Annotated in this window: 26 protein-coding genes and 1 pseudogene; 9 read left to right on the top strand and 18 right to left on the bottom strand. The window is 57.7% G+C overall.

Annotated features, from left to right (window positions below):
• Positions 1-155: pseudogene (locus HGP17_RS33865) on the top strand (iron ABC transporter substrate-binding protein); the annotation flags it as partial.
• A 72-nt stretch (positions 156-227) separates the two neighbouring features.
• Here the strand turns inward: HGP17_RS33865 and HGP17_RS32535 are convergent.
• On the bottom strand, positions 228-821 hold the full coding sequence (locus tag HGP17_RS32535) for a YqaA family protein (RefSeq protein ID WP_168816003.1): 594 nt from the start codon (positions 819-821) through the stop codon (positions 228-230).
• A gap of 290 nt (positions 822-1,111) precedes the next feature.
• Between HGP17_RS32535 and HGP17_RS32530 the strand changes: the two genes are divergently transcribed.
• The gene (locus tag HGP17_RS32530) at positions 1,112-1,789 is read left to right on the top strand and encodes a response regulator transcription factor (protein ID WP_168816001.1); all 678 of its coding nucleotides are present in this window, start codon (positions 1,112-1,114) and stop codon (positions 1,787-1,789) included.
• Complete coding sequence (locus HGP17_RS32525; RefSeq protein WP_168815999.1) at positions 1,776-3,188, top strand: HAMP domain-containing sensor histidine kinase; 1,413 nt, start codon at positions 1,776-1,778, stop codon at positions 3,186-3,188. The genes HGP17_RS32530 and HGP17_RS32525 overlap by 14 nt, the downstream gene beginning before the upstream one ends.
• A gap of 79 nt (positions 3,189-3,267) precedes the next feature.
• On the opposite strand, the gene HGP17_RS32520 is transcribed toward HGP17_RS32525, so the two are convergent.
• The 7 genes from HGP17_RS32520 to HGP17_RS32490 all read right to left on the bottom strand — a co-directional run bounded on the left by HGP17_RS32520 (position 3,268) and on the right by HGP17_RS32490 (position 10,637).
• Positions 3,268-4,488, bottom strand: coding sequence for a glycosyltransferase family 2 protein (locus HGP17_RS32520; protein ID WP_348649015.1), 1,221 nt, complete (start codon positions 4,486-4,488; stop codon positions 3,268-3,270).
• A 197-nt stretch (positions 4,489-4,685) separates the two neighbouring features.
• The gene (locus HGP17_RS32515) at positions 4,686-6,215 is read right to left on the bottom strand and encodes a glycosyltransferase family 39 protein (protein ID WP_168815997.1); all 1,530 of its coding nucleotides are present in this window, start codon (positions 6,213-6,215) and stop codon (positions 4,686-4,688) included.
• Between the two features lie 588 nt (positions 6,216-6,803).
• Positions 6,804-7,409, bottom strand: a complete 606-nt coding sequence (locus tag HGP17_RS32510; protein ID WP_168815995.1) for a dual specificity protein phosphatase family protein — start codon at positions 7,407-7,409, stop codon at positions 6,804-6,806.
• Positions 7,410-7,512: 103 nt separating this feature from the next.
• On the bottom strand, positions 7,513-7,902 hold the full coding sequence (locus HGP17_RS32505; RefSeq protein WP_168815993.1) for a response regulator: 390 nt from the start codon (positions 7,900-7,902) through the stop codon (positions 7,513-7,515).
• Positions 7,903-8,007: 105 nt separating this feature from the next.
• The gene (locus tag HGP17_RS32500; protein WP_168815991.1) at positions 8,008-9,309 is read right to left on the bottom strand and encodes an ATP-binding protein; all 1,302 of its coding nucleotides are present in this window, start codon (positions 9,307-9,309) and stop codon (positions 8,008-8,010) included.
• Positions 9,306-9,965 carry a response regulator transcription factor gene (locus tag HGP17_RS32495; protein ID WP_168815989.1) on the bottom strand — a complete coding sequence of 220 codons (660 nt, stop codon included), beginning with the start codon at positions 9,963-9,965 and terminating at the stop codon, positions 9,306-9,308. Before HGP17_RS32495 ends, HGP17_RS32500 begins: the two co-directional genes overlap by 4 nt.
• A 492-nt stretch (positions 9,966-10,457) precedes the next feature.
• Positions 10,458-10,637 (bottom strand): hypothetical protein, encoded by a 180-nt coding sequence (locus tag HGP17_RS32490; protein WP_168815987.1) that lies wholly within the window; start codon positions 10,635-10,637, stop codon positions 10,458-10,460.
• A gap of 215 nt (positions 10,638-10,852) precedes the next feature.
• Here HGP17_RS32490 and HGP17_RS32485 point away from each other — a divergent pair, with 215 nt between their 5' ends.
• Positions 10,853-11,395: a phosphatase PAP2 family protein gene (locus HGP17_RS32485; RefSeq protein ID WP_168815985.1), complete on the top strand. Its 543-nt coding sequence runs from the start codon at positions 10,853-10,855 to the stop codon at positions 11,393-11,395.
• A 174-nt stretch (positions 11,396-11,569) separates the two neighbouring features.
• Positions 11,570-11,947: a hypothetical protein gene (locus HGP17_RS32480; RefSeq protein WP_168815983.1), complete on the top strand. Its 378-nt coding sequence runs from the start codon at positions 11,570-11,572 to the stop codon at positions 11,945-11,947.
• 465 nt (positions 11,948-12,412) lie between these two features.
• Here the strand turns inward: HGP17_RS32480 and HGP17_RS32475 are convergent, their stop codons facing one another.
• Positions 12,413-13,210 carry a hypothetical protein gene (locus HGP17_RS32475; RefSeq protein WP_168815981.1) on the bottom strand — a complete coding sequence of 266 codons (798 nt, stop codon included), beginning with the start codon at positions 13,208-13,210 and terminating at the stop codon, positions 12,413-12,415.
• 36 nt (positions 13,211-13,246) lie between these two features.
• Positions 13,247-13,501 carry a hypothetical protein gene (locus tag HGP17_RS32470; protein WP_168815979.1) on the bottom strand — a complete coding sequence of 85 codons (255 nt, stop codon included), beginning with the start codon at positions 13,499-13,501 and terminating at the stop codon, positions 13,247-13,249.
• A 344-nt stretch (positions 13,502-13,845) separates the two neighbouring features.
• Here HGP17_RS32470 and HGP17_RS32465 point away from each other — a divergent pair, with 344 nt between their 5' ends.
• The 3 genes from HGP17_RS32465 to HGP17_RS32455 all read left to right on the top strand — a co-directional run bounded on the left by HGP17_RS32465 (position 13,846) and on the right by HGP17_RS32455 (position 16,623).
• On the top strand, positions 13,846-15,180 hold the full coding sequence (locus HGP17_RS32465) for an O-antigen ligase family protein (RefSeq protein WP_168815977.1): 1,335 nt from the start codon (positions 13,846-13,848) through the stop codon (positions 15,178-15,180).
• 188 nt (positions 15,181-15,368) lie between these two features.
• On the top strand, positions 15,369-15,713 hold the full coding sequence (gene fdxA / locus HGP17_RS32460) for a ferredoxin (protein WP_168815975.1): 345 nt from the start codon (positions 15,369-15,371) through the stop codon (positions 15,711-15,713).
• 19 nt (positions 15,714-15,732) lie between these two features.
• Positions 15,733-16,623, top strand: coding sequence for a dihydrodipicolinate synthase family protein (locus HGP17_RS32455; protein ID WP_168815973.1), 891 nt, complete (start codon positions 15,733-15,735; stop codon positions 16,621-16,623).
• 17 nt (positions 16,624-16,640) lie between these two features.
• On the opposite strand, the gene HGP17_RS32450 is transcribed toward HGP17_RS32455, so the two are convergent.
• The 8 genes from HGP17_RS32450 to HGP17_RS32415 are packed head-to-tail and all read right to left on the bottom strand — an operon-like array spanning position 16,641 to position 25,006.
• Positions 16,641-18,038, bottom strand: coding sequence for an amidohydrolase family protein (locus HGP17_RS32450; RefSeq protein WP_168815971.1), 1,398 nt, complete (start codon positions 18,036-18,038; stop codon positions 16,641-16,643).
• A gap of 7 nt (positions 18,039-18,045) precedes the next feature.
• Positions 18,046-18,969, bottom strand: a complete 924-nt coding sequence (locus HGP17_RS32445; protein WP_168815962.1) for a LysR family transcriptional regulator — start codon at positions 18,967-18,969, stop codon at positions 18,046-18,048.
• A gap of 35 nt (positions 18,970-19,004) precedes the next feature.
• The gene (locus HGP17_RS32440; RefSeq protein WP_168815960.1) at positions 19,005-19,781 is read right to left on the bottom strand and encodes an enoyl-CoA hydratase-related protein; all 777 of its coding nucleotides are present in this window, start codon (positions 19,779-19,781) and stop codon (positions 19,005-19,007) included.
• On the bottom strand, positions 19,778-20,935 hold the full coding sequence (locus tag HGP17_RS32435) for a CoA transferase (protein WP_168815958.1): 1,158 nt from the start codon (positions 20,933-20,935) through the stop codon (positions 19,778-19,780). Before HGP17_RS32435 ends, HGP17_RS32440 begins: the two co-directional genes overlap by 4 nt.
• Positions 20,932-22,290 carry an FAD-dependent oxidoreductase gene (locus HGP17_RS32430; protein ID WP_168815955.1) on the bottom strand — a complete coding sequence of 453 codons (1,359 nt, stop codon included), beginning with the start codon at positions 22,288-22,290 and terminating at the stop codon, positions 20,932-20,934. Before HGP17_RS32430 ends, HGP17_RS32435 begins: the two co-directional genes overlap by 4 nt.
• A 27-nt stretch (positions 22,291-22,317) precedes the next feature.
• Positions 22,318-23,151: an ABC transporter permease gene (locus HGP17_RS32425; protein ID WP_168815953.1), complete on the bottom strand. Its 834-nt coding sequence runs from the start codon at positions 23,149-23,151 to the stop codon at positions 22,318-22,320.
• Entirely contained in the window at positions 23,148-23,966 is an 819-nt protein-coding gene (locus tag HGP17_RS32420; protein WP_168815951.1) for an ABC transporter ATP-binding protein, read from the bottom strand. Before HGP17_RS32420 ends, HGP17_RS32425 begins: the two co-directional genes overlap by 4 nt.
• 5 nt (positions 23,967-23,971) lie before the next feature.
• The gene (locus HGP17_RS32415) at positions 23,972-25,006 is read right to left on the bottom strand and encodes an ABC transporter substrate-binding protein (RefSeq protein WP_168815949.1); all 1,035 of its coding nucleotides are present in this window, start codon (positions 25,004-25,006) and stop codon (positions 23,972-23,974) included.
• A gap of 100 nt (positions 25,007-25,106) precedes the next feature.
• Here HGP17_RS32415 and HGP17_RS32410 point away from each other — a divergent pair, with 100 nt between their 5' ends.
• Complete coding sequence (locus HGP17_RS32410) at positions 25,107-25,349, top strand: hypothetical protein (protein WP_168815947.1); 243 nt, start codon at positions 25,107-25,109, stop codon at positions 25,347-25,349.
• Positions 25,350-25,418 lie beyond the last annotated feature (69 nt).

Below are 25,418 nucleotides of genomic sequence, written 5' to 3'. Positions count from 1 at the left end.
GCGATGGCGATTCCTTTGAATATGCCGTCGGCAATGGCGATGCGTCCAATCCGAAGCTGGTTCCGCTGAAGGATCTGCAGGCACCGAAGGTCGAACCCTCGAAGCTGAACAGCAAGAAGGTCACCGATCTCATGACGGAAGCCGGGCTCATCTGAGCGGTTTGAAACGAGCGGTCGAGCTTCGCCTGGTGGTCGGCTTTACGACCACCAGGCCCGAAACCGCAGCATCTAGAATTGCCTTGCCAATCCATATCCTAGAAGGGCAATCGCAACCGCCACCACCGAAATGGAGATTATCACGGAGCGTTTCTCTCGAAGGAACGCCAATATGCTGGTCCCATAACGCTGCAGCAGCAGAGCGAGAATCAGAAATCGCGCGCCCCGCGCCAATGTCGAAAGGCCGACGAAGACGAGCAGATTGGTATGAACTACGCCGGAAAGGATCGTAACAACCTTGATGGGAGGAAAGTGCGCGAAGCCAGAGCTTACAAGAAGCAAAGCAATCCAACGTAGATCGACATAGGAGCGGAGGTGCTCAAACGCATCGAGCTTGCCATAAAATGACAATATCGGGCGAGCGATCGCCTCATAGGCATAAAAGCCGATCAACCAACCGGCAACTCCACCCGCAACGGATGCGACAGTTGCAACAATAGCTAGCCGTAGCGCCTTGTCGAGCCTTGCCAACACCATTGGAATGAACAGAATATCGGTTGGGACCAGAAAAACGGAACTTTCGACGAATGCGATGACGGCCAACCAGATTTCTGCCGATGGCCTGCTGCTTAAAGCGGCCACCCATGCGTAAAGTCGCTGCAACATCTTACCTTCATTCTAGTGTCATAACCAATCGCATGGGATGAGGCGGCCTACCTTGAATGGTGCACAACTGCACCGAAAAACGAAATGGACTGCCGTGCCTCAAGCAAACACATGAATGCTACCCAAGCCGCTTTACGCAAAACTTGCTGCAGTCTTACCATTTCGTAAGAATGCAAGTGCGTGGTGTCCAAGACCTTACGAATTTGTAAGCGGACGTTCAGGTGAGAGACAACTTCTTCAGGCAAATATGTGGTGAAGTTGATTGCGCAGATGAGGCGTCCGTCCTGAACATGAAGATTCTTCTCGTAGAAGACGATCCGAAAACCGCGGAATATATCGCGCGAGGCCTTGTCGAAGCCGGCCATAGCTGTGAGACGCTCAAGGACGGAACGGACGCTCTTTTCCAAGTTACCCGCGAAAGCTACGACGTCCTGGTTGGCGATCGAATGATCCCTGGCTTGGATGGTCTCTCGCTGGTCAAGGCCGCAAGGGCAGCCAAGGTCAAGACGCCCGCGCCGTTTCTCACGTCCATCAGCGGCGTCGATGATCGGGTGGAAGGGCTGGAGGCCGGTGGCGACGACTACCTCACAAAGCCTTTCGCATTTTCCGAGTTGATGGCGCGGCTCAATGCATTGGCGCGGCGTCCACCGGTCCAAGACGAAAAGATTGTTCTAAAGGTCGCCGATCTCGAACTGGACATAGCCAGACGCCAGGTTCAGAGGCGCGGGGTTGCCATCGAACTCCAACCGCGTGAATTTACGCTATTGGAAGTCCTCATGCGTGGCGAAGGTCGCGTGCTGACGCGAACCATGCTGCTCGAACGCGTGTGGGATTTCCATTTCGATCCGAAGACCAGTGTCGTCGAAACCCATATCAGCAGGTTGCGTGCGAAGATCGACAAGCCATTCGACGTCCCTCTTCTCCATACCGTTCGAAACACCGGATATTGCATTCATGCGCCGCGATAGGCTTCTGCGCAGCACGCCTTTTCGTCTAGCGCTCTCCTTTGGCCTCTTCTTCATCATCGCGTTTTTGATTGCCGGTCTGGTTGCCTATGGTCTGATGAAACGCGAGCTTTCGCGATCGCTCGACGTTTCCATTCAAGACACGTATTCAGTCGTCGCCTCGACCTTTTCCTCGAACGACCTGGAAGATCTGGTCGCGGCGGTTTCGACCTATTCCGCCTTGAAACGTCCAGAAGACCAGATCTTTCTCCTGGTCGATTCGAACGGTCAGAAACTTGCCGGCAACGTTCAGCTCACTCGCGTCGATCAGGGGCTATCAACCCTCCCCGCCGCCATGCTGGGAATGGAGGAGGAAGATCCGATCAGGATCAAGGCCGGTGTCGTCGGCGGTAACGGACTGATTGTTGGTCAGAGCTATCGCGAAATCGACCGTATCGAAAAGATCGCGTTGGTCAGCTTTGCCTGGGCATCCGTCGTCATTATCGCCACGATGGTGCTCGGAGGAACGTTTCTCGCGCGCCGCACGCAACGCCGTCTCGATTCCATCGAGACTACGATGGTCGACGTCTCCGCGGGAAATCTGGCGCGACGGATACCAATTCGCGGAAATGGCGACGATATCGATGTGGTCTCGTCGCATATGAACGAGGCGCTTTCGCGGTTATCCAGCCTCGTTGAGGGAATGCGGCAGGTAAGCGCCGATATTGCTCACGACCTGAAAACGCCGCTCAATCGCCTTGGCCTGACGATCGAGCAGTCTCTGCAGAGACTGGAACAAGGTGGAAATGTCGAAGATCTGATGTTCGACGCGAAAGACGAGATTGCCAGGATAAACGCCACGTTCGAAGCATTGCTGCGGATTTCCCAAATCGAGGCGGGAGCGCGAAGGACACGCTTCAAGATCGTCAATCTCTGGGACATTATGAGTTCGGTCGCGGAGATCTATGCGGATGTTGCTGAAGACAATCTGCAAAAGCTCGTGGTGCTGCCGACCGTTTCCGGCCCTTGCCTCATCAACGGCGACAATGAGTTGTTGACCCAGCTCTTCGTCAACCTTGTCGAGAACGCGATAACGCACTGTCCGCCGGGAACGACCATCATCATGTCGCTCTCCATTGATCCACAGTCGTACCGCGCCAGCATATCGGACAGCGGCCCGGGCATACCGGAGGCGGAGCGGGAGCTCGTTTTTCGGCGGCTCTATCGGCTCGACAAGAGCCGCACCACGCCGGGCAACGGTCTCGGATTGAGCCTGGTCAAAGCAATCGCCGATCTGCACGCTGCACGCATCTCGCTAGACGACAACGGACCGGGCTTGAGGGTAAGTCTCTGCTTTCCGGGATTGGAGCCCGCGCGATCATCACAGCTCCCCGACTCCCGTGCCAGACACGAGTCAAGCTAGCAAGAGGGCTTCCTACCTCTAGTCACTGCGTTTCTCAACGATCGCGCCACGGATATCATCGTCCGTGATCCGGACAGCTTCACCGTCTCCAGGTAATCATAGAGCTGGTGATATAGTTCCATCCCGCGCCAATGACAGCGCCCGCGAGGCCCGCCAACCACCATTGTGGTTCTTGCGAGTAAAAGAGCGACGACACGCCTGTTCCAGCAAGAACGCCCAGGCTGCAGAGTGCAGCAAACATCATCATGCCGGTCAGGAAGTGCAAGCCGCGTCGACGGCGATCTCGATAGGTCAGTGCATTGTTCAACGTGTAATTGGAAACCACGGCAAACAGCATGGCAACCGCTTGACCAGCTGCAAATGGCAAGCCGGCCGTCAGCAGCAGGCGAAGCATGCTCAAATGGACGACGACACCGCTCAGGCCGACAAGACCAAACAGAACCATTCGCGGAGAAATGAGATCCCTTGACCATTTCGCGACCAGCAGCCCGAGATATTCCAGCACGACGGATGCGTCCAGTTTGCTTTCGCCATGGATTCTCGGCCTGAACACGTATGATATCTCGCCAATGCTGAGCGGCATGGGAGACGACGCGATGATGTCGAGCAATATCTTGAAACCTTGCTGCGAGAGCTTGGGTGCAAGCTCATCGATCAAAGTCCGCCGCACCATGAAGAAGCCACTCATCGGATCGGATGTCTCCACCTTCAAGAGTCGCTTGGCCATACCGATGGCCATATGACTGCCGGCCTGGCGAATACGGTTGAACCCCTGACCGGAAGAGCCATCACCGGAATATCGTGTCGCAACCACAAGATCGGTCCGGCCGCCGCGCATCATGGAGAGCATCGTCGCCAGCCGTGTTTCATCATGCTGCAAATCGGCGTCCATCACCGCGACAATCGGCGCTGACGTCGACAAGATGCCCTCAAGGCACGCGCCTGCAAGTCCTCGTCTGTGGACGCGTCTGATTGCGCGGATACGCGGATCGTTAATGGATAAATCTCTGACCACATCGACGGTTCTATCGGTGGAATCGTCGTCGACAAAGATGACCTCCCAGGAAATTCCAGCAAGCGCCTTGCGCAGGCGCTCCACCAAGGGGATGACATTCTCCCGCTCATTGAAGGTTGGGACCACGACAGACAATTCCAGCCCCGCCCGTTGTGCGGGGGGAGAAAATGACACGGCCGAATCCCCGTCGCGTGCGTCGAGAGCGATTAATTGAGAAGAATTCATAGGCGTAAATTGTTCCAACATGAACGGGCGAGTTAAATCGACGAAGTCGCGCAGAAACACGCTCCGGCTCGCTCGGCCGCCGCAGCGGCAAAGTGGCCAGTCAGTATCCTTTTGCTCTTCATCGCTTGTCGGCTCGCCATGACGCCTGAAGCGACTTCGATGCCGGCACTATTCCATGGGCACCTGACAATACTCTGAATTCGTGAGGAAATTTCGGGCAAATCCTGCGCTTGAAGAGTTGCCGGCAAAGTAAGCCTCTATTGAGACGCCGGCTGCGCGCAGCCGGCGGGCGCATCCTGGCAGGCGCCGAGATCGTGGCCGACGCGATAATAGAATGTGCCGACGGTACGGCCGTTCTTGCGCACCACTTGTTCGTTGATATCGTCGAGACGAGAGAAATATTGCGCCAGGTTCTCCTGCTGCAGCTCGTTTCGCTTCAGGGAGACAAGGATTGCCGTATCCCCGCGAAGGCTATCCGCTGGATACCAGACATCGTACATGAGGCTGTCGCTACCGATGGCACTTTGTCCGACGGAATTGGCCGGAAGAGAGGCTGCCTGTCGCGCGTAAAAGGCCATCTCGCTTGCGAGAAAATACTTGTCTGTTCCGATCAGAACGACAGGCTTGGGGCTGTCCTTTGCGATCTCCGCCTTGATGTCGCCAACTGCCTTGCCGAACTCATTCCAGGCCACCGGAAGTGTGCGAATGTTGTGAATGTAGCCCACGCCGGGAAAGCCCAACGCAACATAGTGAAACAACACGGCGTAGACCGACATCGCAATGCCGATCGTCGCAAGCCAGATGCGCCTCGGCTTGCGATCGGTATCGGTGCTTCGCTCCAAGGATCGGACCAGCACGGAGGCCACGGATGGCAAAATCGCGAGCCATAAAGGACCCGTCCAGTTTGGCTTGTTTTCATGCGACAGACTGAACACGACGAAAACAGCAAGCGGAACCAGTGTGAAGAGAAGCACGAAAAGCATTCGCCGATCGCCTGTCCGATGACGCAGAGCAGCAAGATTGGATTTCAGCCCGATGATTGCGGCGACAAGCCCGGGAGGCGTTATGAGGACGGCCGCGCTTATGATGAGCGATGGCAGCGTAAAGTGAAATGCTGCGCTGACGCGCCGGGATCCCTGGAACGCGAAGGACATCCATTGATGGGTGGCGTTCCAGTAAATAACCGGTGAAAACAGGATGATCGACAAGGCTGCGGCAAGATACGGCTCCATCCGGCCGAACCAGCGGCGCGATTTCGGATCGATCAACATGAACAGAAGGGCGGCCGGTCCCAGCAAGACGATGGTGTATTTTGACAGCAATCCCAGCCCCAACGCCAGCCCGGCGCCGAGCCATGCTTTTTGTCTGCCGCCCACCAGCGCGCGCTCGAGGAAATATAGCGTGGCAGCCCAAGACGCCGTCAAAGGTGCGTCCGGCATCATAAAAAAGCCGGTCGAGAAGTAAAACGGCGCGACGGCAACCAGCAACAGGCAGCCAACGGCAACAGGTTTTCCGAAGAGATTTCGCCCATACGCATACGAGAATGATGCGGTGGCAAACCAGCAAAGAAAAGCGCCGATGCGAACACCGAACTCATGGTCTCCGAACAGCTTCGTACCGATCCAGATCAACCATGCAACCATCGGCGGATGATCAAGATATCCGATATCAAGATGTTGCGCGTAGTTCCAATAATAGGCTTCCTCCGGCAGAAGATTGGACTGCCCAAGATACAGAAGCCGAAGAACGACCAGATAGGCAATTGCACCAGCTGAGGCTAACAGCACACCGTCTGAATGAAAATCATCTAACTTCAGAATGATCTTTCTTGCAACGACAACCATTCCCAATGTTGAAAATGATGCTAGAGCGTCAACGGCTACCACGGGAAGTTTCAATGTGAAAAGACACGTCGCGACAATTCCGCCTCTCATACAAAGAATGAGAATGAAGAGAAAAGCGATCACAAGAAGTGTCTTGAACGGTGCTTTCCGCCTATCGGAGGCAAAACTGCCCGCATGTATTGCGGTCAAATAGAAAATGGAGCTGCAAAAAAAGCTGATAACGTGAGCTTGCGCGGGATTGATACCAAACCTGACAAAGACGATGAAACTTACAATGTCAATAACGACGCCGACAGCTGCGATTACATATGGCCTTTTGGAGCCAGGCTTATATTTTGTTTGATTTGCCTGAGTCTGCAGCACTGTGCATTCCGATCCATACTATACGGATTGTCTTTATATATCTTGATGATGCTAATAGGGTCGGTGCATCTGGCGATGCATATCGCTTGTTCGTGGTCTCGAAAGATATGACGCGAGTAACGATAGCGATCGATCATCTATGCCATGAACATGATTAGCCGTTTTAATCTATCGAACCGTTGCTCCGGTCGATAGATCTGCCTTTGCCTGTTGCCGATCTTGAGCTTCGATATTCTCCCAGCTTTGATCCATGGCGTAGGCGCGGGACACGACCGGAATGCCGACATGTCCGTAATAGAACGATAGCTGATCTTCTGCTTTTGCCTCATCGAGGCCCGCAATCTTTCTCACGAAAAGTGCGGATGCCAGACCGCTCCGATCAGCGCCTGCCTGGCAGTGAATAAGGATTGGTTTTGGTGCATTCTCCATCAACTGCACTAGGCGATCTGCCTTGGCCGGCGATACGAGTCGAGCCGATGACATGCCGAAATCGATATGCACCAAACCAAGCTCTCGAGAGGATTTGACCTCCTCGTCATACCAGGCGGATCCCGGATGAGAGCCTCTCAAGTTGATGACAGTCTTGATTCCATGAGCCTGCACATAAGCGGCGAGATCCGCGCCAGAAGGCTGGGCAGATCGATATATTTGACCGTCGATAACAGGATGGAAGTTACCGGTATACTGGAGCAAACCTGCATAGGCTCCGCAGCTGGCGCCGACAATTCCGATAACCCCAAGAATTGACAGAACTGCCTTGCGAAATCTGGTCATTGCTCTCGAGCCACTCCTTGCGTGATGACGCAAGGAAATGCCGGAATAAACTGACATGCGCCTGAACGGCTGCGGCGATTTTCGATTAAAGTTCTTTCATGCTTCACGAGCGCGAAACATTCGGCGATGTCTGACGTCCGGCGCGAGCTTGCGGCAGGATCAAGCAAATCCGATGCGTCAGTTGCTGCATTCCAAAGGGTTTGACCAGATAGTCTACCGCTCCCAACCGCTTCGCCTCCAGGCGATCAGTCAGTCGGTCGAACGCAGACATGACGATGGTCGGGCAAGCCGGCGCTTTGCGGCGCAGGATATCAAATCCATCCCCATCACCCAGCTGCCGGTCCAGACAGAGAATATCGAATTCTCCATCGTGCAGCGCTTCGAGCGCGGCCTTATAGCCCGTAACCCAGGTCACCAGCCATCCGGTCGACCGCAGATGATCACAGACAGCATCGCCGAACAGAATATTGTCTTCTGCAAGAAGTATCCGCAAAGCATGTCTCCAATCGCGCGGATACCCTTGCTCCTATTTGCTGACAGTCACATGAACTCAACGGCTAAGAGCGATCACAGAGTATGTCGTCCTCGGGTTTGAACGCTATCGAGATGGAAACAATACGGTAACGACGAATCCGGCGCTATCCGTGCGGTTCTTCAATCGCAGTTCCAGGCCGTACCGGGCGCAAATGGCTTCGACGATCGCAAGCCCGAGGCCGGTCCCTTCGCCAACACCGGAACCGCGGTAGAAGCGTTCGGCCAGCCGCGGCAATTCGTGCTCGGCCACGCCCGGGCCGCTGTCGCAGACGACCAGGGCTGTCTCCGTGTCACCTTTGACGGAGATATCAACCGAGCCTCCGCTCGGTGTGTATCGAATGGCATTGTCGACGATCGTTTCTATCAGCGTCTTCAAGTCATCCGCGTTGATGCGAACCAAGGCGCCTTCGGCCAACTCGGTAAAGCCAAGATCGAGCGCCTTTTCTTCGGCTGCGATCAGCAGGCCGGAGATCGCATCTTTGACGATCTCCGGCAAATTGAGGACGTCACTCGCGGCGGATGGCTGTCCGCCTTCATATCGGCTCAGTTTCAGAAGCTTGTCGGTAAGCGCGGATACGCGCCTGGCTCCGGCCCGGAGTTCGGAAATGCGCTCAGCGAGGTCTGACCCGTCTTGATTGGAGAGATTGCCGATCTGAAGCGTAAGCGCGGAAAGAGGCGTTCTTAGCTCATGCGCGGCATCGGACAGAAACATCTGCTGTTGACGAAAGGCGAGGCCGAGACGGTCAATCAGGCCATTCATGGAGCGTGCAAAAGGCCAGATCTCCCGCGGTATGGTGCTGAGATCAACAGGAACGGTCTCGGCAGTCGCCCTCTGTGACAACGCTCCTCCAAGCTTCTCGAGATCGCGAAAGATTCGTCTCGTCACGAAAGCGACGAGTAGCCACGAGAGCGGGATGGCCAGGAGAAACGGAATGGTGGCCCTCGCTGCCGCATCTCTGGCAAGTTCTCTACGCACCACCATTTGCTGTGCCACTTGGACAGTTCGTTCAGGCGTGACCATTGAAAACACCCGCCAATCCCGCTTTCCGTCCGAGAATTCGGAAAATCCGGTTTCCATTTCATCGGGGATGACAATTGATTTATCCGACGACTTGGCAGCGCGACCGTCCGAATAGCTGACTTCTATCAGGTAATCGTCCTCGCTGTCATGTGGCGGTACGGCAGCGCGATCCGGGCCAGTAAAGGTGAGATCACCCACGTAACGCGCGATCTGGCGCTGCTGGAGATCGAGAAACTCGCTACTTTCACTCATTGTAAAGGCGTAGGATGCCGCGCCACCGACGATGGCGATCACCGTAAACAGGATCGAAAGAGAACTGGCGGTCGCGGTTTGAAGAGAAATCATGACTTCGGCACCATCCATCCCGCGCCGCGCACGTTGCGGATGATATTTTTATCGAAGCGCCTTCGAATATAAAAGATCAACACCTCTACGGCATTGCTTTCGACCTCATCGCCCCAGCCGTAAATCTTCTCCTCCAATTGCGTACGCGACAGGATGACGCCCGGACGCTCGACAAGAGCGCGCATCAGCGCAAACTCGCGATAGGGAAGGACCTCTGTCACGCCGGCATAGGAGAGCTCGTGTGTTGCGAGATCGAGAGCCACCTGCGCCGTCCCGATCTTGGAGGTGGCATGGCCGGCATGACGCCGGATGACAGCCCGAAGGCGTGCAATGATCTCCGATGGCTCGAACGGCTTCAGCACGAAATCATCGGCGCCGAGATCAAGTCCTTTCAATCGGACATCGAGATCGTCGCGTGCGGTAATGATGACGATTGGAACGTCAGAACCCCGCAGACGCGCCTCTCTCAGCAAAGTCAAACCATCGGGAGCTGGAAGTGACAGATCCAGCAGCACTGCCGCGTGGGTGTCATCACGCATCGCCTCTTCGGCCAGACGCCCGTCAGCAACCCAATCGACGGTCATTCCGACATCCGTCAGAGCCCGGCGGAGCCCGAGCGCCAGCATGGGATCGTCTTCGACCACGAGAATTCTCATCGGCGCTAACCTTATGCGATTTTGTGATGGCCCGTCGGACAGAGAATTTAGTATGGAAATGGAGAAGGCCCAACTTGCTAAGTCACATCTAAGAATCCAGTGCAAGATTGCGGCGGCTTGAAACCCCTTCGGAGCTTGAGCCACAGCGATCCGGACGCCCGCCGCAGCGGCTGATGGTGTTGCTGCGGCAAAAGCCAGGAGTAGAAGACGCGCAACACTGCGATCATCGCGGTGAACAGCACGCCTTGAGGTCGAGAGGTGACATCAGGTTCATGGCCGACGCCATGCGGCGGACCGCGACTGGACACCGACGGATCGATAAGGCGGCGCATCGGCAGAAACGCCGAAAGCAAATGCGCGGATGCCTCCCAGAATCGGGCATAAGCAGGCGGCGCGGACGAAGTGCACGTTTTCGGGCACCTTGCTTCGCGTCGCCATCGACCGAACATTTCCTCATCGATGAACTGCGCTCCGGTCATAGCCGTGTAGGCCCTAGGCGTACATGACCAAATAAAGCGCGATGGCGATACCGACGATTGCCAGAGCAATATACCGCGCCATCAAGACAACGATGCCGGTAAGCGTGTGCCTTGGCCGTGACGCCTGGCGGACAACCGATCGGCCGTGCCCGTATTTGTTGGCATGGCTGCGCTGCATATCGTCAATCGCCATTGCAACCTCCATCGATCCAACAGGAGGATGCGCATGTAAACTTATCCCAGACTTATAAGGACATGGCCAAGCTGCAGCAGAGCAAGCTAAGTTTCCTCTAAGTCTATGCACACATAGCGAGACGGCTTGAATGTCGATAGCGGAGATATACAGCCACCCATGACAGCGATCGAATTGATGGCGGATATGGTCCGCACTAAGCTTGGGAGCTGACTATGGATGTAGCCGTGACGCATTGGATTAACAGCTGGTCGGGGCTCAGTTCTGTCCTGGACACCTGCGTGATTGCCCTCACACAGGCGGGCGTACCGTTGCTTGTTCTTTTTGTCGCTTTGCAGTGGTGGAGCCGTCAAGACAGGGATCATGTCAGGCATGCATGCGTCGCCTGCGGCTTGACCTTTTTGCTTGGTCTTGGCGCCAACCAGATCATCATTGCATTCTTTCAGCGGCTGAGACCCTATGAGCTCGGCGTGACGCATCTCATCATCGATCGCAGCACGGATGCGTCTTTCCCCTCCGATCATGCCACCGCGACATTCGCAATCGCGTTCTGCCTTCTTGCCGCCGGCTTGAACCGACGGGCGTTGTTCGCCTTAGCGGCGGCGATTCTGATCAGTCTGTCGCGAGTTTATGTCGGGACGCATTACGTGTCCGACCTTCTGGGTGGGGCAGCGATGGCAGCCATCGCCACGGTAGTCGTTCGCTTCCTTTACAGAAAGGATACAAAGCTCGATCGCGCCGTGACATCAATCCTTTGAGCATGACACCGGGATCGCACACGGCGACTTTGGGCATTCGTTTCAAATCGATGAATGGAATAGCTGGCAGCAATCCCACCTTACAAATCGGTATGTTTGCGGCAAGGGACGGGAAAAAAACGGTTGGCAGTCTGACTGTGGCGCAACATCCGCGTCGACAACCGGAGATCACACATGAAGAAGGCGCTTATCATCGCGTCGCTGGCTCTTGTCCCAGCCATGACGCCGCTCTTGCCTCCCGCTCAGTCACTGGCCGCCCCAGCACCGAAGCTTGGCGATCTCAGCGAATTCAAGCTGATTGCAAATGACACGCTCAAGCTCGTGGACGCCGGCGATATGACGGGAGCGCAGAAGCGCATCACCGATTTCGAGACCGCATGGGATAAGGCACAATCAAAGCTGTATCCTCTCAACAAGGATCAATGGGGTGTCATCGATACCGCCGCCGACGGCGCGATTTCATCGCTGCGTGCCGCCAAGCCCAGTCAGGCAAAAGCGAGTTCGGCGCTCAAGCAACTGATCAAAGCCATCGAAAATCCATCGACGAAATGACTTCCTCGAACATGGAAAAGCCAGTCGAGTTCGGGGCGTTGTCATAGAGCGACTTCCGTTGTTTCGTCGACCTAATTGCTGATCACGACAAGCTCTCGTCTGTCTTCACGGCCTCCGGACCAACGAATGTCCGGAGGCCGTCGTATTTGGAGCGTGCCCGAAGAGCAGCAGCCATGCCTTATGAATACGCAAATCAAATTCACCATTGCACGAAATTTAACGGCAGCGCTGGCTTACACACATGATACGCAATGCATCTCATAGACCGGCTGAGAATGCCGTCGTTCGACGCTGGCTGCACTGAATGATTCCACCGACAGCCTGTCCCGGATGCGTTACAGGAGAACCCCGGATGAACGCCATGGGAAACTCGAAAATGGCCGACCGGGAAAAGCCGCTCGGCCACTCGATGTTCTCGTGTCGTGCTCGCCCTCTAGGCTCGAGACCGAACCGAACGATCTCCGCTTATCTCGTCCGATCCACACCCGTTATGAGCCGATCCTCTTCGTCGCGGCGCCGGCTGAAGGTCATGTAGATAACGATCAGGACGATAGCGCCGAGGAAGAGCAGGCTGGTGACGGTTGTGCCAAAGCCCAATCCACCATACTCCCGCGGTTGAGAAAGCAGATCTCCGAAGGAGGCGCCGAGTGGGCGGGTAAAGATATAGGCAAGCCAGAACGCTAAGATGCCGTTCAGCCTCAGCAAGTAGTAGGCAATCGCTATCAGGCCGATAATCCCCGCGAAGATAAATCCCGTCGTGAGATATCCCAGGCTGAATTGTTCGGCCACGAGATCGCCGGAGGAGGTGCCGAGAGCGAAGGTGAAGAGGATCGCAAACCAGTAAAAAATTTCGCGGCGCGTTGTGAAGATCGTGTGGATCGACAGCGTTTTTTCATTGGCGTACCACGCCGCAAACGTCACAGCGAGCGCGATACTGAAGGCGATTGTCGTCGTCTCCAGGGCGACGCCGAAATTGTCGACCAGGTTGTCGCTTACGAGCGTGCCGACAACGCTGATCATGACTACGGCGAGCCAGTAAGCCCACGGGATATAGCGCTTTTGAGCGAATTGTATGACCAGCGCGATTGCCAACAGCACGCACATGATCGCCGATGTCATCGACAGACCAAGGCCCAGGTTGACAGCCAGATAGTCGGCAGCAGTCTCACCCATTGTGACTGCCAAAAGCTTGATGATCCAAAAGTCGACCGTGACCTCGGGAACGCGGTTCGGAACTGGGGTAGATGATTTTAGTGACGACATTGAATCTTCCTTCCTGGATGAGACCGTGCGCAATTCTCACTTGCCAAGAATCTTGAGCGCCTCGGTGAAGAACTCGTCGGCGCGCTTGTCGTCGTCGGCATTGCAACGTTCGATGCCCTTTGCTTCAAGATCCGCAATCTTGACCTTGTCGCCAGTGCTCGGCTTGCCGGCTGCCTCGGCCGCCCGCAGTTGCTTCAAGAGCTCTTCACACGGCACGTTTGCTGCGTGAGCCCAAGTCGCCGCATAAAGTCCGCCTGCAAGTACGGCCATTCCCGGAATGAAGTTCTTCATCGCTTTTTCCTGTTGATCGAGGACTTTTCCTTGCCCTCATTCAAGGGCCAGCTCACTGCTAAGCCCTAATTCTCGCCCTCACCTGTCCGGAAGTTTACCGTTTTGTAAGATGCCTGAAGCCACCTCGCCGCTTCCCATGACAACAGGACTAGCAGCGACTCAGGTCTGTGGCCCGCCGGGAAGGCGCTTGGTTCGCCTCGATGGCTGTCGGCGGATATCGTTGAATGCGGACGCCAATTCAGCGTCATTTCAAGTTCATGGCCTACCAACAGCCGCACGAGATCTCAAAGAGACCGTGCGGCCGCGAATTTTCATCCTGGCGACGCACATATGAAAGGGCAGACATGATCGAAGAGACCCCGCCCGGCGGCACATTTCGCTTCCTCGACGGATATCAGGCAATCGCGATCAGCGGCCTCTGGCTCGTCATCATGTCGGCGTCCCTCATTGAGAGCTACGCCTATCGCTATGCCGGCGTGCCTCTGCTGCTGATCTCGCTTTTCTGCTACGCCAGATCGACACCGAGGCCCGCGATCGATTGGCGGGGCTGGCTTTGCCTCCTATGGGGACTTTACGCCTTTCTTCGGTTCATCATTCCGTTTGCGTCTCAAAGCGATCATCCCGTCGGTGATCGGGATGTCCTATTTCTCATGCCCCTGATCTTTCCGCCCCTTGCCTACGGCCTTTTTCTCATCTGGCCCCACATCGAAAAGGTCATCGCAGTTTATTTTGGTGCAGCCTTCCTCATTCTCCTGGCAAAGACGCCGTTCAGCCGGATCTTTGCGGGCGACACCATCATTCCGCTCATTCAGCACAATCAGATTCATGGCGCCGTCTGTTGCGGAATGATCTTCATCGGCGCCATTTTCTGGCTGCTCTACTATCTGACCGAGAAGGGCGCCAACCGCGCATTGCGCCTCTACGCCACGCTCCTTTCCCCACCGATCTACGTGCTGTGCCTGCTTGGGATCTATGGATCGAAGTCGAAAGGGGTCTGGCTTTCGCTTGTCATTGTGCTGCCGCTTCTGACGATATTCATATTGCGGTGTCTCAAGCCACGATTGGCGCTTCCCGCCATCATCGCGTTTTGCGTTGTCCTTGCCGGCGGCATTTATGTGGCCCGAGGAAATATCGAGCGAACAGCCGGACCGACGATGATGGCGACATTCGCCATGCTCAAGGGCGTCGATACGGTCGGCCCGATCGGCGATGCCGTTTCACGATCCATCGCAAGCAGCGACACGCCGCTCTCCATGAGTGCACGACTGCAACTCTGGTCGAATGCCTGGGAATTGTTCTCCGACGCACCCGTCTTCGGATTGGGCACAGAGTGGCTCAAGCGCTGGCCGCATACCCGCTATCCCGACGTCGGCTACACGTTCATGCACAACGGTTATCTTGAGATCCTGATCCGACACGGCATCTTCGGCGCCTTCGTCTTGAGCGCGATGCTCGCAAGCTTCTGCATCAGCGTGCGCAAGGCGGCCTCTTTGAAAATCGTCCCAAAGCAGGCGCTGTTCACATATCTCTCCGTCCTGCTCTTCTTCGGCATGACGCTGCTCAGCAACTCGAACAACAGGCTCGTCAGCGGTGAAAGCCTGTCGATCCTGACGGCGGCATTTGCCTTGGCATGCCAACTGAAGATCGAGAGCGGAAAGAATTTGGTGGCACGCCCTTAGATCGAGCTTTGCCTGTCTTCGGCGGTCGCCGGGAAATGGCCCCAGAGCCTCAAGGAACTGCGCCTGGGAGTAGCCCGAGGCGTTGCCGTTTCGGCAATGATTGAGCCGCAAAACGGCGCTTCTTCAGAACACGCTTGTTTGTCATAGTTTGTCGAAAGCGCCCTTGAGGGCGTTGAGAGGCGATCGTCATGGCTTACGTAATCACCGAGCCTTGCATCGACACCAAGGATGGCGCCTGTACCGTCGCCTGCCCGGTCGACTGCATCTATGAGGGCGGCCGGATGTTCTACATTCAGCCGGAAGAATGCATCAATTGCGGTCTCTGTCTTTCCGTCTGTCCGGTCGATGCTATCCTGTGGGATGAGGAAATGCCGGCCGAGAGACTGTTCCTGCGTGACGTCAACCGCGACTTTTTCGCTGACGGCGTTACCGGCTGGGGCGCGCCCGGTGGTTGGGACAAGAGCCGTACGACGACACTCGATCACCCCTTCGTCACGGCCTATCAGAGCCCGTCCGAAGCCCTAATATCTTGAAAATGGGAGGAGATTTCTCGTGACGCAAACCCGGATTGCCGGCGTGATCGCCGCCGTGCCGACACCAGTCGATAGCCATGGTGATATCGATGGTGACGCTTTCCTCGAGCATGCGCGCTGGTGCTTGAGCAATGGCTGTGACTTTCTGAATGTGCTTGGGACGACCGGCGAAGCAAACTCGCTTTCCGCCGCCAAACGCAGCGCCTTGATGACGACGGCGGCGCAAGGGCTGGATGGTAGCAGACTTATGGTCGGCACCGGCACGCCGGACCTTGAAACGACGGTCGCCCTGACGCGCCGGGCGTTCGATCTCGGTTTTGCGGCCGCGCTCGTGCTGCCGCCCTATTATTACAAACCTCTCGAAGAAGATGGTCTCTTCGCATGGTTTGCCGAACTGGTGAGGATGACTGCCGAAACGCCGATCCCGATCTACCTCTATAATTTCCCGCAATTGACGGGCATCGAGTTCTCCCCGGCCCTGGCGACCCGGCTTGCTCAAGCCTTTCCGGAGCGAATCCATGGGTCTAAGGACAGCTCCGGAAACCTCGCCTATGCGCGGGAACTCGCCAAGATCCCCGGCTTTCGTGTCTTTCCAAGCAGCGAAACGGCGCTTGCCGATGCCGGACGTGACGGTTACGCCGGCTGCATCTCCGCGACAGTCAATATCGATCCACGTTCGTCGCAGCATCTCTGGCACGACCAGGAAAATGCCGGCCTTCTCGACCATGTCCGCAGCTTGCGGCAAGCGATTGCCGCCAATCCCCTCATTCCGGCAGTCAAACATCTCGTCGGCAAACGCACCGGAAATGCGGTGTGGAACCACGTCCTCCTTCCACAATTGCCGATAACCGACGCAAAGAAGCTCGAAGGTCTCGGTGCTTTGCGGATTGGCGCGCTGGTCGACGCATGACCCGCCTTGGCCCGGCTTCAGTCGATGCCGGGCCAGGTCGCATAATAAGCACGGGTGGCAGCGGCCAAGGCACTGACGAGAGGGCGCTGCCTTTCAAGCCTCGGCAAATCGGCTTTCGCCTGGGCTACCAGTTCCGACAGCGCGGCATCGAAATCCAAGCCCGTCAGTTTCCCGTCCCGCATGACCTCCCGACCAGCAACGAATAGCCCTCTGGCAAATCCAGCACGCATGCGAGTCAACAGGACTTCCGCCTCATCGACATCGTCGAACAGTGCATCGGCAATCAGCGCCTGGTAATCGACGATGGTGAAATCCTGTACTTCCGACGCATTGATGACCTGACGGCCGACCTTGATTGCGGCGTCGAAGATCATATGCGCGGTAAACTGTCTGCTCAGGCCGCGACCGCCATGCAGAAGATAGAGAAGCCGCATCTCGCGCCAGAGATCCTGATCGTCGTCCAGTCCCGTGCCATCAAGGCCGATCGCAAAGGCGGGGCCGCCGCGCGCGATCGTCGATGCGATGGGCGCGACCCCCGAGCGCAGACGCAGATTGGCTGTGGGATTGCTGACGACCTGCACGCCGCGGTCGGCAAGGAGCTCCAGCTCATCGGCGCGCAGCTGGACGCCATGAGCAACGGCAAGCCTTGGCGATAGGAAGCCGATCTTGTCGAGATAGGTAACCACACCTTCGGGAAAGCGCCGGTCGAGCCAGGTGCGCTGGCGCGGGCTCTCGAGCAGATGCATATGAATGCGCCGATCATGGTGCGCGGAAGCCTCGGCAATCGCCTCCAGAAGCGCGTTCGAACACCATTGCGGCCCGATCGGGCCGTACTGCACGTCGATCAAGGGATTGGTATTTGCGGCGGCGACAGCCTCGACGGCGTCAAGCTGTGTTTGAATGGGCACGTAGCGCGGAATCGTGCCGGCGAGCGCATCCCAATCCTCTTCGGCCAGAAACGGTCGCAATCGCTGCGGGCCGCCATCGTAAGCCCAGGCATCGTGGTCCAGCAGTGGACAGGAGAGGCCAAGTCGAATGCCGACATCACCGGCCGCTCGTATGACCGCGCCTGCCTCATCGACCAGACGATCGACGTTCAGAGAGTTGTGGCAATGCATGGTCGCGCCGACGCCGGTTCTGGCAAGTCGGCCGAAGGCGACGAGCGCTTCGAGATAGGCATCCGTTCTCGGCCGCAGCCGAAGGCCCGGAATCCACACTTCCAGCGCGTCATCCGCCGCGCCGAAATCAAGCGTGCGGATGCCGTAGCCGTGATCGTGGGCATTGACAGGTGACGGCATGATCAGATCGCCGGGCAACGCCGCCACAGCACCGAACTGCGATGGCAGGTCCGTCAATCTGTCGAAGCGCGCGGCCGGGCCATGGCCAGGAGATTTTAGCAGCCGGATCTCTTTCATGCGTTTCTCATCTGCTGACGATGGCTCTCAAATCCTCGCCGAACCTGCGCAGCTCGGTATTGAGCAACTCGATGACCGCCTGGCTGGCATGGGTGAGATGCCGGTCGCGCGGCACGAAAATACCGATATCCACCGCGCTGAGCTTGAAGTCCCGGATCGGGATGGCAACGATTTCGCCCGTCTGGATTTCCGGCCAGAGTCCGACCGGGGTAAAAAAGCCAATGCCGTCACCCGACATGATCAGTGGTTTGAGGAGGATTGGATTGTTGGATGCGACCAAGGTTCGTCCCACCCGATTGAGCCCTGCAAGCTCGACTGCTATCGCCGAACTGACGACTTCGCTGTCGAGCGCCAGAAGCAGCTTATACTGGGCGCATTCCGGCAATGTCACCGATTTCGCCCGTGCCAACGGATGCGATGAAGCAACCATGGCCATGAAGGCTGTGCGGATCGAGCCGACAAGCTTCAGGTCATGTGGTGTCGCAAGATCAAAGCTGATACCGATATCGATGTCGCCGGCCGCCATGAAATGGAAAATATTGTTGTAAGCTCCCGCTCGGACGCGAAAGTCCACCGCGGGATGCAGCTTGTGAAACCTCTTGATGAAATCGGGAAAAAACGTGACGAGCAGGCTGTCTAGGGCGGCAATATGGACGCGACCCGTATTCTTTCCTTGAAGGTCGCCGAGATTGGACTTCATGACCTCGAAGTCCTGTAGCGTCTCCTTCGCGTGGCGCAGCACGATCTCGCCGGCAGACGTCAGCCGCAAACCGTCGGAAAAGCGCTCGAACAGCGGCGTCCCCAACTCGTCTTCCAGCTTCTTGATCTGGCGGCTGACGGCGGAGGTTGCCACGTGCAATTCTTCGGATGCCTTGCGGATCGATCCGGAGCGCGCGACCTCGGCGAAATACTTCAGGATGCTGGCATGCATGAAAAGCCCTCGGCAATCTCGAAGCTATAGCATGCCTATCTGCCGCGCCAAACGGGCGCCCGCTTCTCGCGAAACGCCGCGACACCCTCCATGGCATCTTCGCTTTTCAAGGCCTTGATCAGCGCCGGCGTTCTGAGAGCCTGCGCCTCGGCAGGGCTTAAATGTGCCGTGCGATTGACGGTCTGCTTGATGGCGCGCAGTGACAGCGGCGCACAGGAAACGATGTCGGCGACCCAACGATCGACAGCCGCATCCAGCCCTCCGGCGGATACGACTTCATTGACGACGCCGTAGCTCGCCATCTCCTGCGCGCTGAACTGCCGACCGGTCAGCATCACGGCCATGGCACGATTGAACGGGATCTTGCGCTGTAGGAGCACCATGCCGCCATCAAGCGGCATGCGACCAACGCGGGCTTCCGGCAGGCCAAAACGCGCCGTCTCCACGGCAATGACGATATCGCAGCCAAGCACCATCTCGAAGCCACCGCCCAGCGCATAGCCGTTGACGCGTGCAATCACCGGCACGTCGAGCGAGCGGCGGAAGGCGAGACCGCCAAAGCCATTTTCCCGCCCGACGGTCCAGTAGTCGACACCGGAACTGCCGCTGCCGCCTTTGAGGTCGGCACCTGCGCAGAAGGCTTTTTCGCCGGAGCCGGTCAGGACGACGCAGCTGATGTCGTCGCGCTCCTCGATCTCAGTCCAGACCGAGTCCAACCTCGCCTCGGTCTCGGCGTCGACGGCGTTCATCCGGTCGGGCCGGTCGAGCGTCACGCGGGCAACGCGGTCCTCTACGGTGAAGGAAACGCTCATGCGGCGTCTCCCTGTACCTCGGAAAGCGAGGCCAGAATTTCCTCATTGTGTTGGCCGAGCTGAGGCGGCGCGATCCGTACGGTGACGTGGGCGGCCGACATGTCGATCGGCGAGCCGATCAGGCGGATCGGACCGGCGGCCGTCTCGCCTGCTTCCAGGATCATCTTGTTGATGATCGTCTGCTCGTCCTTCAGCGCCTCGGGGAGCGAACGGACCGGCGCGCAGAGAATGTCGACGCCTTCCAGTCGTGCGATCCAATGCGCAGTGCTGTTTTTGGCGAAATTCTCGCGGAAGATCGCCTGCAGTTCCGGCCGCCGCGCCATTTGCGCATCGAAATCCTTGTAGTGCGGATATTGCGAGAGGTCTTCGATCTCAAGCGCCTCGCAGATATCGCGCAAAGGGTTCGGCTTGAAAGCGCCGACCATGACGATCGCGCTGTCCGTCGTCTCGAAGACGCCCGTCAGCGGGAAGGCGCCCCAGTTCAGGTCCTTCTGGCGCATCAGATGCGTCGTGCCTTCCTGCATCTGCATGGCGATCATGGAGTTGTAGAGGCTGACGGCGACCTGCTGCCCCTCGCCGGTCTTGTCGCGCTGCAGAAGCGCCAGGAGAATGCCCTGGACGAGATGCATCCCGGCCGAATAATCAGCAAGCGGCGTGGCGTAGATCGAGGTCGGATGACTGTTATCCGACTTGCGGCGCATGACGCCGGACACGGCCTGCGCCAGCACATCCTGGCCACCCTTGTGCTGATAGGGACCGGTCAGCCCGAAGCCGGTGCCGACGGCATAGATCAGGCGCGGATTGATCTTCTTCAGATCCTCATAGCCGAAGCCCATGCGCTCCATGACGCCAGGCCGGAAGTTGTTGACGACCACGTCGGCTGTCTCAAGCAGCGCCTGGACGGTCTTGCGGGCGCTCGGCTCTTTCAGATCCAATGCCAGGCTCTTCTTGTTGCGGTTCAAGGAGCAGAAAACCGGGTTGTTAAGGCCGTCCGGATCGGAGCCCAGAGACCAGCGCGAGAGATCGCCGATCTTCACCTTTTCGATCTTGATGACTTCCGCACCATAGTCGGCCAGCACCTGCGTGCAGGAGGGACCAAGCATGACCTGCGTGAAGTCGATCACGCGAATTCCGTCGAGTGGCAAAGTCGTCATTCTGCAGCCTCCAAGTATGTCGCGTTTTCCGAAGGGATATCGCCGGGGTCAGCGCCCTGGGCCCGCATCTGTTTCTGAATCGTCCGGATATCGGCCTTCCGAACGGTCGTCCCGGCGTTGAGGGCGACGGTTGCGGCGACACCAGCCGCTTCGCCCATCGCCATGCAGGGCGGGATCTCGCGGCTGGATTTCTGTGCTTGTGGCGTGGAGGAATAATGCCGGCCGGCAACGATCAGCTGGTCGACCTCTCTCGGCAGCATCGCGCGGTAGGGCGTGTAGTAATCGCGGCCGCGGCAGACCGTGTCGGCAAAATGACGGCGCGTCATGACGTCGTCCTTCGTCACGACATAGTCTCCCTGCAGCAGCCGCGTCTGGCGCACGCCGGTCTGCGGCGCGAAATCGACCACATAGGCGTTTTCGAAACCGGGCATCTTCTCCCGCGCGAAATCGAGCAGTTTCGCGATCCTTGAACGGCCTTCCATCTCCGCCTTTGTCAGGTCCTCGACCTTGAGGCCACTCAGGGTCGGCATATGCGGGCAGTTCAGCCAGACGACACCGGGCAGCGGCGTCTTCAGCCACCAGAAGGACCAGCAACCGCCGATCAGCCGCTTGGCTTCGTGATCGAGCGCCTTGAAGGTTTCCGGCTCCTGCCGTTCGAAACGTTCCGCCGCTTCCGTATCGACCCCGCCCCAGCGCGACACCGTCGTCAGAATGAAGTTGGAGTCGACATGGGACGCGCCGGCGCTTGCGGCGACATCGAGATCGCCCGTCGTATCGATGACGACATCACCGAGGATCGCCTGCATGCCTTCCTTGGTCTGGCAGATCACGCCCTTGATCGTGCCGTCCTCGACGATTGCCGAGGAGAACCAGCTGTGTGTTCTAAGCTTGATCTTCGCCTCCGCGATCATGTCATAGGCGGCGCGCTTGAAGGCGTCGGGATCAAAGGCAGCGGAAAAGCAGATCGGATGCGGCATCGCTTGAGTGTGGAAGTCGAAGAGCCCCCATCGCGCCCAGCGCTGCCAGGCCTCCGGCGTATCGCGGAATTCGATCAGCCGGTCGCGGTCGGTCGGTGTGACGCATAGATCCCAGCGCTTCATGCGCTCGATCATCTCCATGCAGATGCCGCGCACCGTGATTTCGAGCTCGTTGATCATATCGTCGAGCACCAGCACCATGCCGCCGGCAGCAAGCCCGCCGACATAGGGATAACGTTCGACAAGCGTGACGCTGGCGCCATTGCGCGCTGCCGATACGGCTGCAGCAATCCCCGCCGGGCCGCCGCCGACCACGACGACATCGGAGCGATCGACGACACGGATATCCCGTGCAGGCTGGTGAATAACCTGTTCCATTGGTGTTCCCTCGATGTTTTCTAGGTTTTAGTGTTGGCCGGCCGGTTTCCAGCGGATCATTCTTGCTTCTGCGACCGAGACGATAAAGAAGAGGATCACGGCAAGCAGGGCGGCGATGACGACCGTCGCGTAAAGCAGCGGCGAGCGGAAATTATAGGTCGCCTCGATGATGAGAGCGCCAAGCCCGAAGCTGGAGCCGATCCACTCCGCGACGATCGCCCCCATGACGCTGCTGGTGGCGGCGATCTTCAAGGCGGCGAAGAGGAATGGCAGCGAGCTTGGCAAGCGAACCTTCCAGAGGATCTCCGAGTTGCTGGCCGAGAGCACCCGCATCAGGTCCAGCATGGCGGGGCTTGCGGAGCGAAGTCCCTGAACCATGTTGACCAGCGTCGGGAAGAAACAGATCAGACCGGCAATGATGATCTTCGGGGCAACGCCGTTGCCGAAGATCAACACGAGGATCGGCGCAAGCGCGATGATCGGGATCGCCTTGACGAAGACAGCGATCGGATAAAACGCTTTTTCGGCAGTTGCGCTGTGGACGAACCAGATTGCCAGCAGAATGGCGATGAGATTGCCGAAGACGAAACCGAGGACGGCTTCCAGCACCGTCGGCAGGAAGTTTCGCGTGAGCGTCGCGGCGTTGTCGCGGAAGGCATAGAGCACGTCGAGCGGGCTCGGCGCCATGAAGGTCGGGATCTTGAAGATCCAAATGACCGCCTGCCACAGCACGATACAGCCGAGTGCGGCAAGGATCGCCGGCATGTGCGAGGAGAGAACGCCGACGGTTGCGTCGAGAACCGCGACGGTGCGCGGTGTTTTGTCGACGCGGCCAATGTCGGAGTGCACGGCGTTGCTCATATGCATTCCTCCAGCAGCGCGCGGAGATGCGCCGTCACCTTGATGAAGTCGACCGTGTCACGCATCGCAAGCGAGCGCGGATAGGGAAGGTCGACCTTCATGAACTCCTTCACGCGGCCGGGATGGGCCTGCAGCATGAGCACATGCTGACCAAGGAAGACAGCCTCCGGGATGGAATGGGTGACGAATACGATCGTCGTTCCCGTTTCCCGCCAGATGCGGAGAAGCTCTTCATTGAGCTTGTCGCGGGTGATCTCGTCCAGAGCGCCGAAGGGCTCGTCCATCAACAGGATACGCGGCTTGGTCACCAAGGCGCGGGCGATGGCGACTCGCTGGCGCATGCCGCCGGACAGCTCGTGCGGCAGGGCATTTTCGCGACCCTTCAGGCCGACGAGCGCCAGAAGCTCCATGGGATCGGCATAGGAGCTCTTGTCGTGCTTGCCCACCTCAAGCGGAAGCCGGACATTGTCGATGACGCTCCGCCATGGCAGAAGCGTTGCCTCCTGGAAGACGAAGGCAAAGTCACGACCCTGGCGCGCCTCGCGCGGCGGCCGGCCGAACACCGAGACCGAACCGTCGCTGATATGGACAAGATCGGCGATACAGCGCAGCAAGGTCGACTTGCCGCAACCGGACGGGCCGAGCATCGTGACGAACGATCCCTCTGGAATGTCGACTGAGACTTTGGAAAGGGCAGTGAACTCATTGCCCTTGTCGCCGAAACGGATATCCAGATCGTGAATGGAGACGGCAAGTCTTGCCGTTTCGACTGTTGCCAGCGGCTGCGGCTGCTTGATGGTGGCGGCGCTCATCATGACGTTCACCCGATCTGTTTGCGGATTTCGGTGGTTGCGTCGAGGATCGCCATGCTGGCGACGTCGTCCACGGTCGGTGTGGCTCCTGCAAATTGCTTGAGATCGGCATAGGCTTTGATCTGGGCCGCCCAATTGTCCTTGCTCATCGCGCCCCAGCCGGTCTCTTTGGTGCTATCCCCAAAGGAGAAATCGATGACGGGATGAATAGCCTCCAGCTCGCTTGCCTTATCGAGGTTTGGATAGGCGTCGACCAGCATGTCCACTGCCTCTTCCGGATGGTCGCGGACATAGCCCCAGCCCTTGGCCGCAGCCGTCGTGAAGCGCACCAGCACGTCGGCGTGTTTATCCAGCTGTTCGTCGGTGGTGTAATAGACATTGGCATAAAGCTTCAGCCCGGCGTCCCACAACATCATGTCGACACGCTCGTCACCGAGGACTTTCAGGGCGTTGGTGTTCGTGACCCAGCCGGTGACGGCATCGGCCTGCCCCGTCATCAGCTGGTTCATGTCCGAACCCATGTTGACCATCTTCACCTTGTCCTCGGGAATGCCGTTCTGAGCCAGCAGCGCGCGCAAAAGGATGAAAGCTGTCGGTTGCGTCGCGATCGTCTTGCCGATCATGTCCTTCGGCTCGCGGATCGGCGACTTCTTCAGCGAGAAATACGTGAATGGATGCTTGCGATATCCGGCAAGAAACGCCTTGACCGGCATGCCGGCTGAGCGCGCGAGCATGACGGACGGGCTTGAGGAAATTTGGCCGATCGTGGATTGACCAGCCGCAACACCGGCGACGCCATCGACATTCGGGCCGCCGGGGACGATGGTGAGATTGATGCCCTGCTCGGTGAAAAAGCCCTTCTTCTGGGCGGCGACCTCGCCGATGAGGCCGTTCGAGGCGAGCCAGCCGAGCTGCATGCGGACCTCGGCGACATCGGCCGCCTTGCCGGCGCGAATGCCGATGAAGGTCTGGGTTGCAGCGAGGCCGCCAACCAAGGCAGCATTGGACAGGAAACGGCGACGATTCATCATGAATTGAGACATGCTGATAGTTCCCCTGTTGATTGGGCGATCGGACTTTTCGTCTCGTTATCCACCAATCCAGGGATGATGGGGGAATTCAGCGTTCTAATAAAGAACAATTATGCGCACTATGGATTGCCTAAAAGGCAACACTCAGCGCTGTGTATCGGAGGAGGCCATTTGGGATCGTCGTCGTGCGCAAAAGGACAATAAAACGGCACCGAAGACCCTGGCAACAAAAGCGGCGATCGGCATGGTGATCGCCACAATTTTCTTTAGGGCAACACGATATGTGCCATTTCGCATGGTTTTCAGCAGAAAGAACATCATCCGGCACCGCCAATGGCTTGGCTTGGCGTGCTGACGCGCCACTCACAGCGCACAATCCCGAAGGTAAAGGCGTTCAACGACTATAAGTTGATAGCTCGACCTG

It is taken from the genome of Rhizobium sp. P38BS-XIX, assembly GCF_012641435.1.
Lineage (GTDB): Bacteria > Pseudomonadota > Alphaproteobacteria > Rhizobiales > Rhizobiaceae > Rhizobium.
Note: the sequence above shows the minus strand (reverse complement) of the source record. Positions and strands in the feature narration are given on the sequence as shown.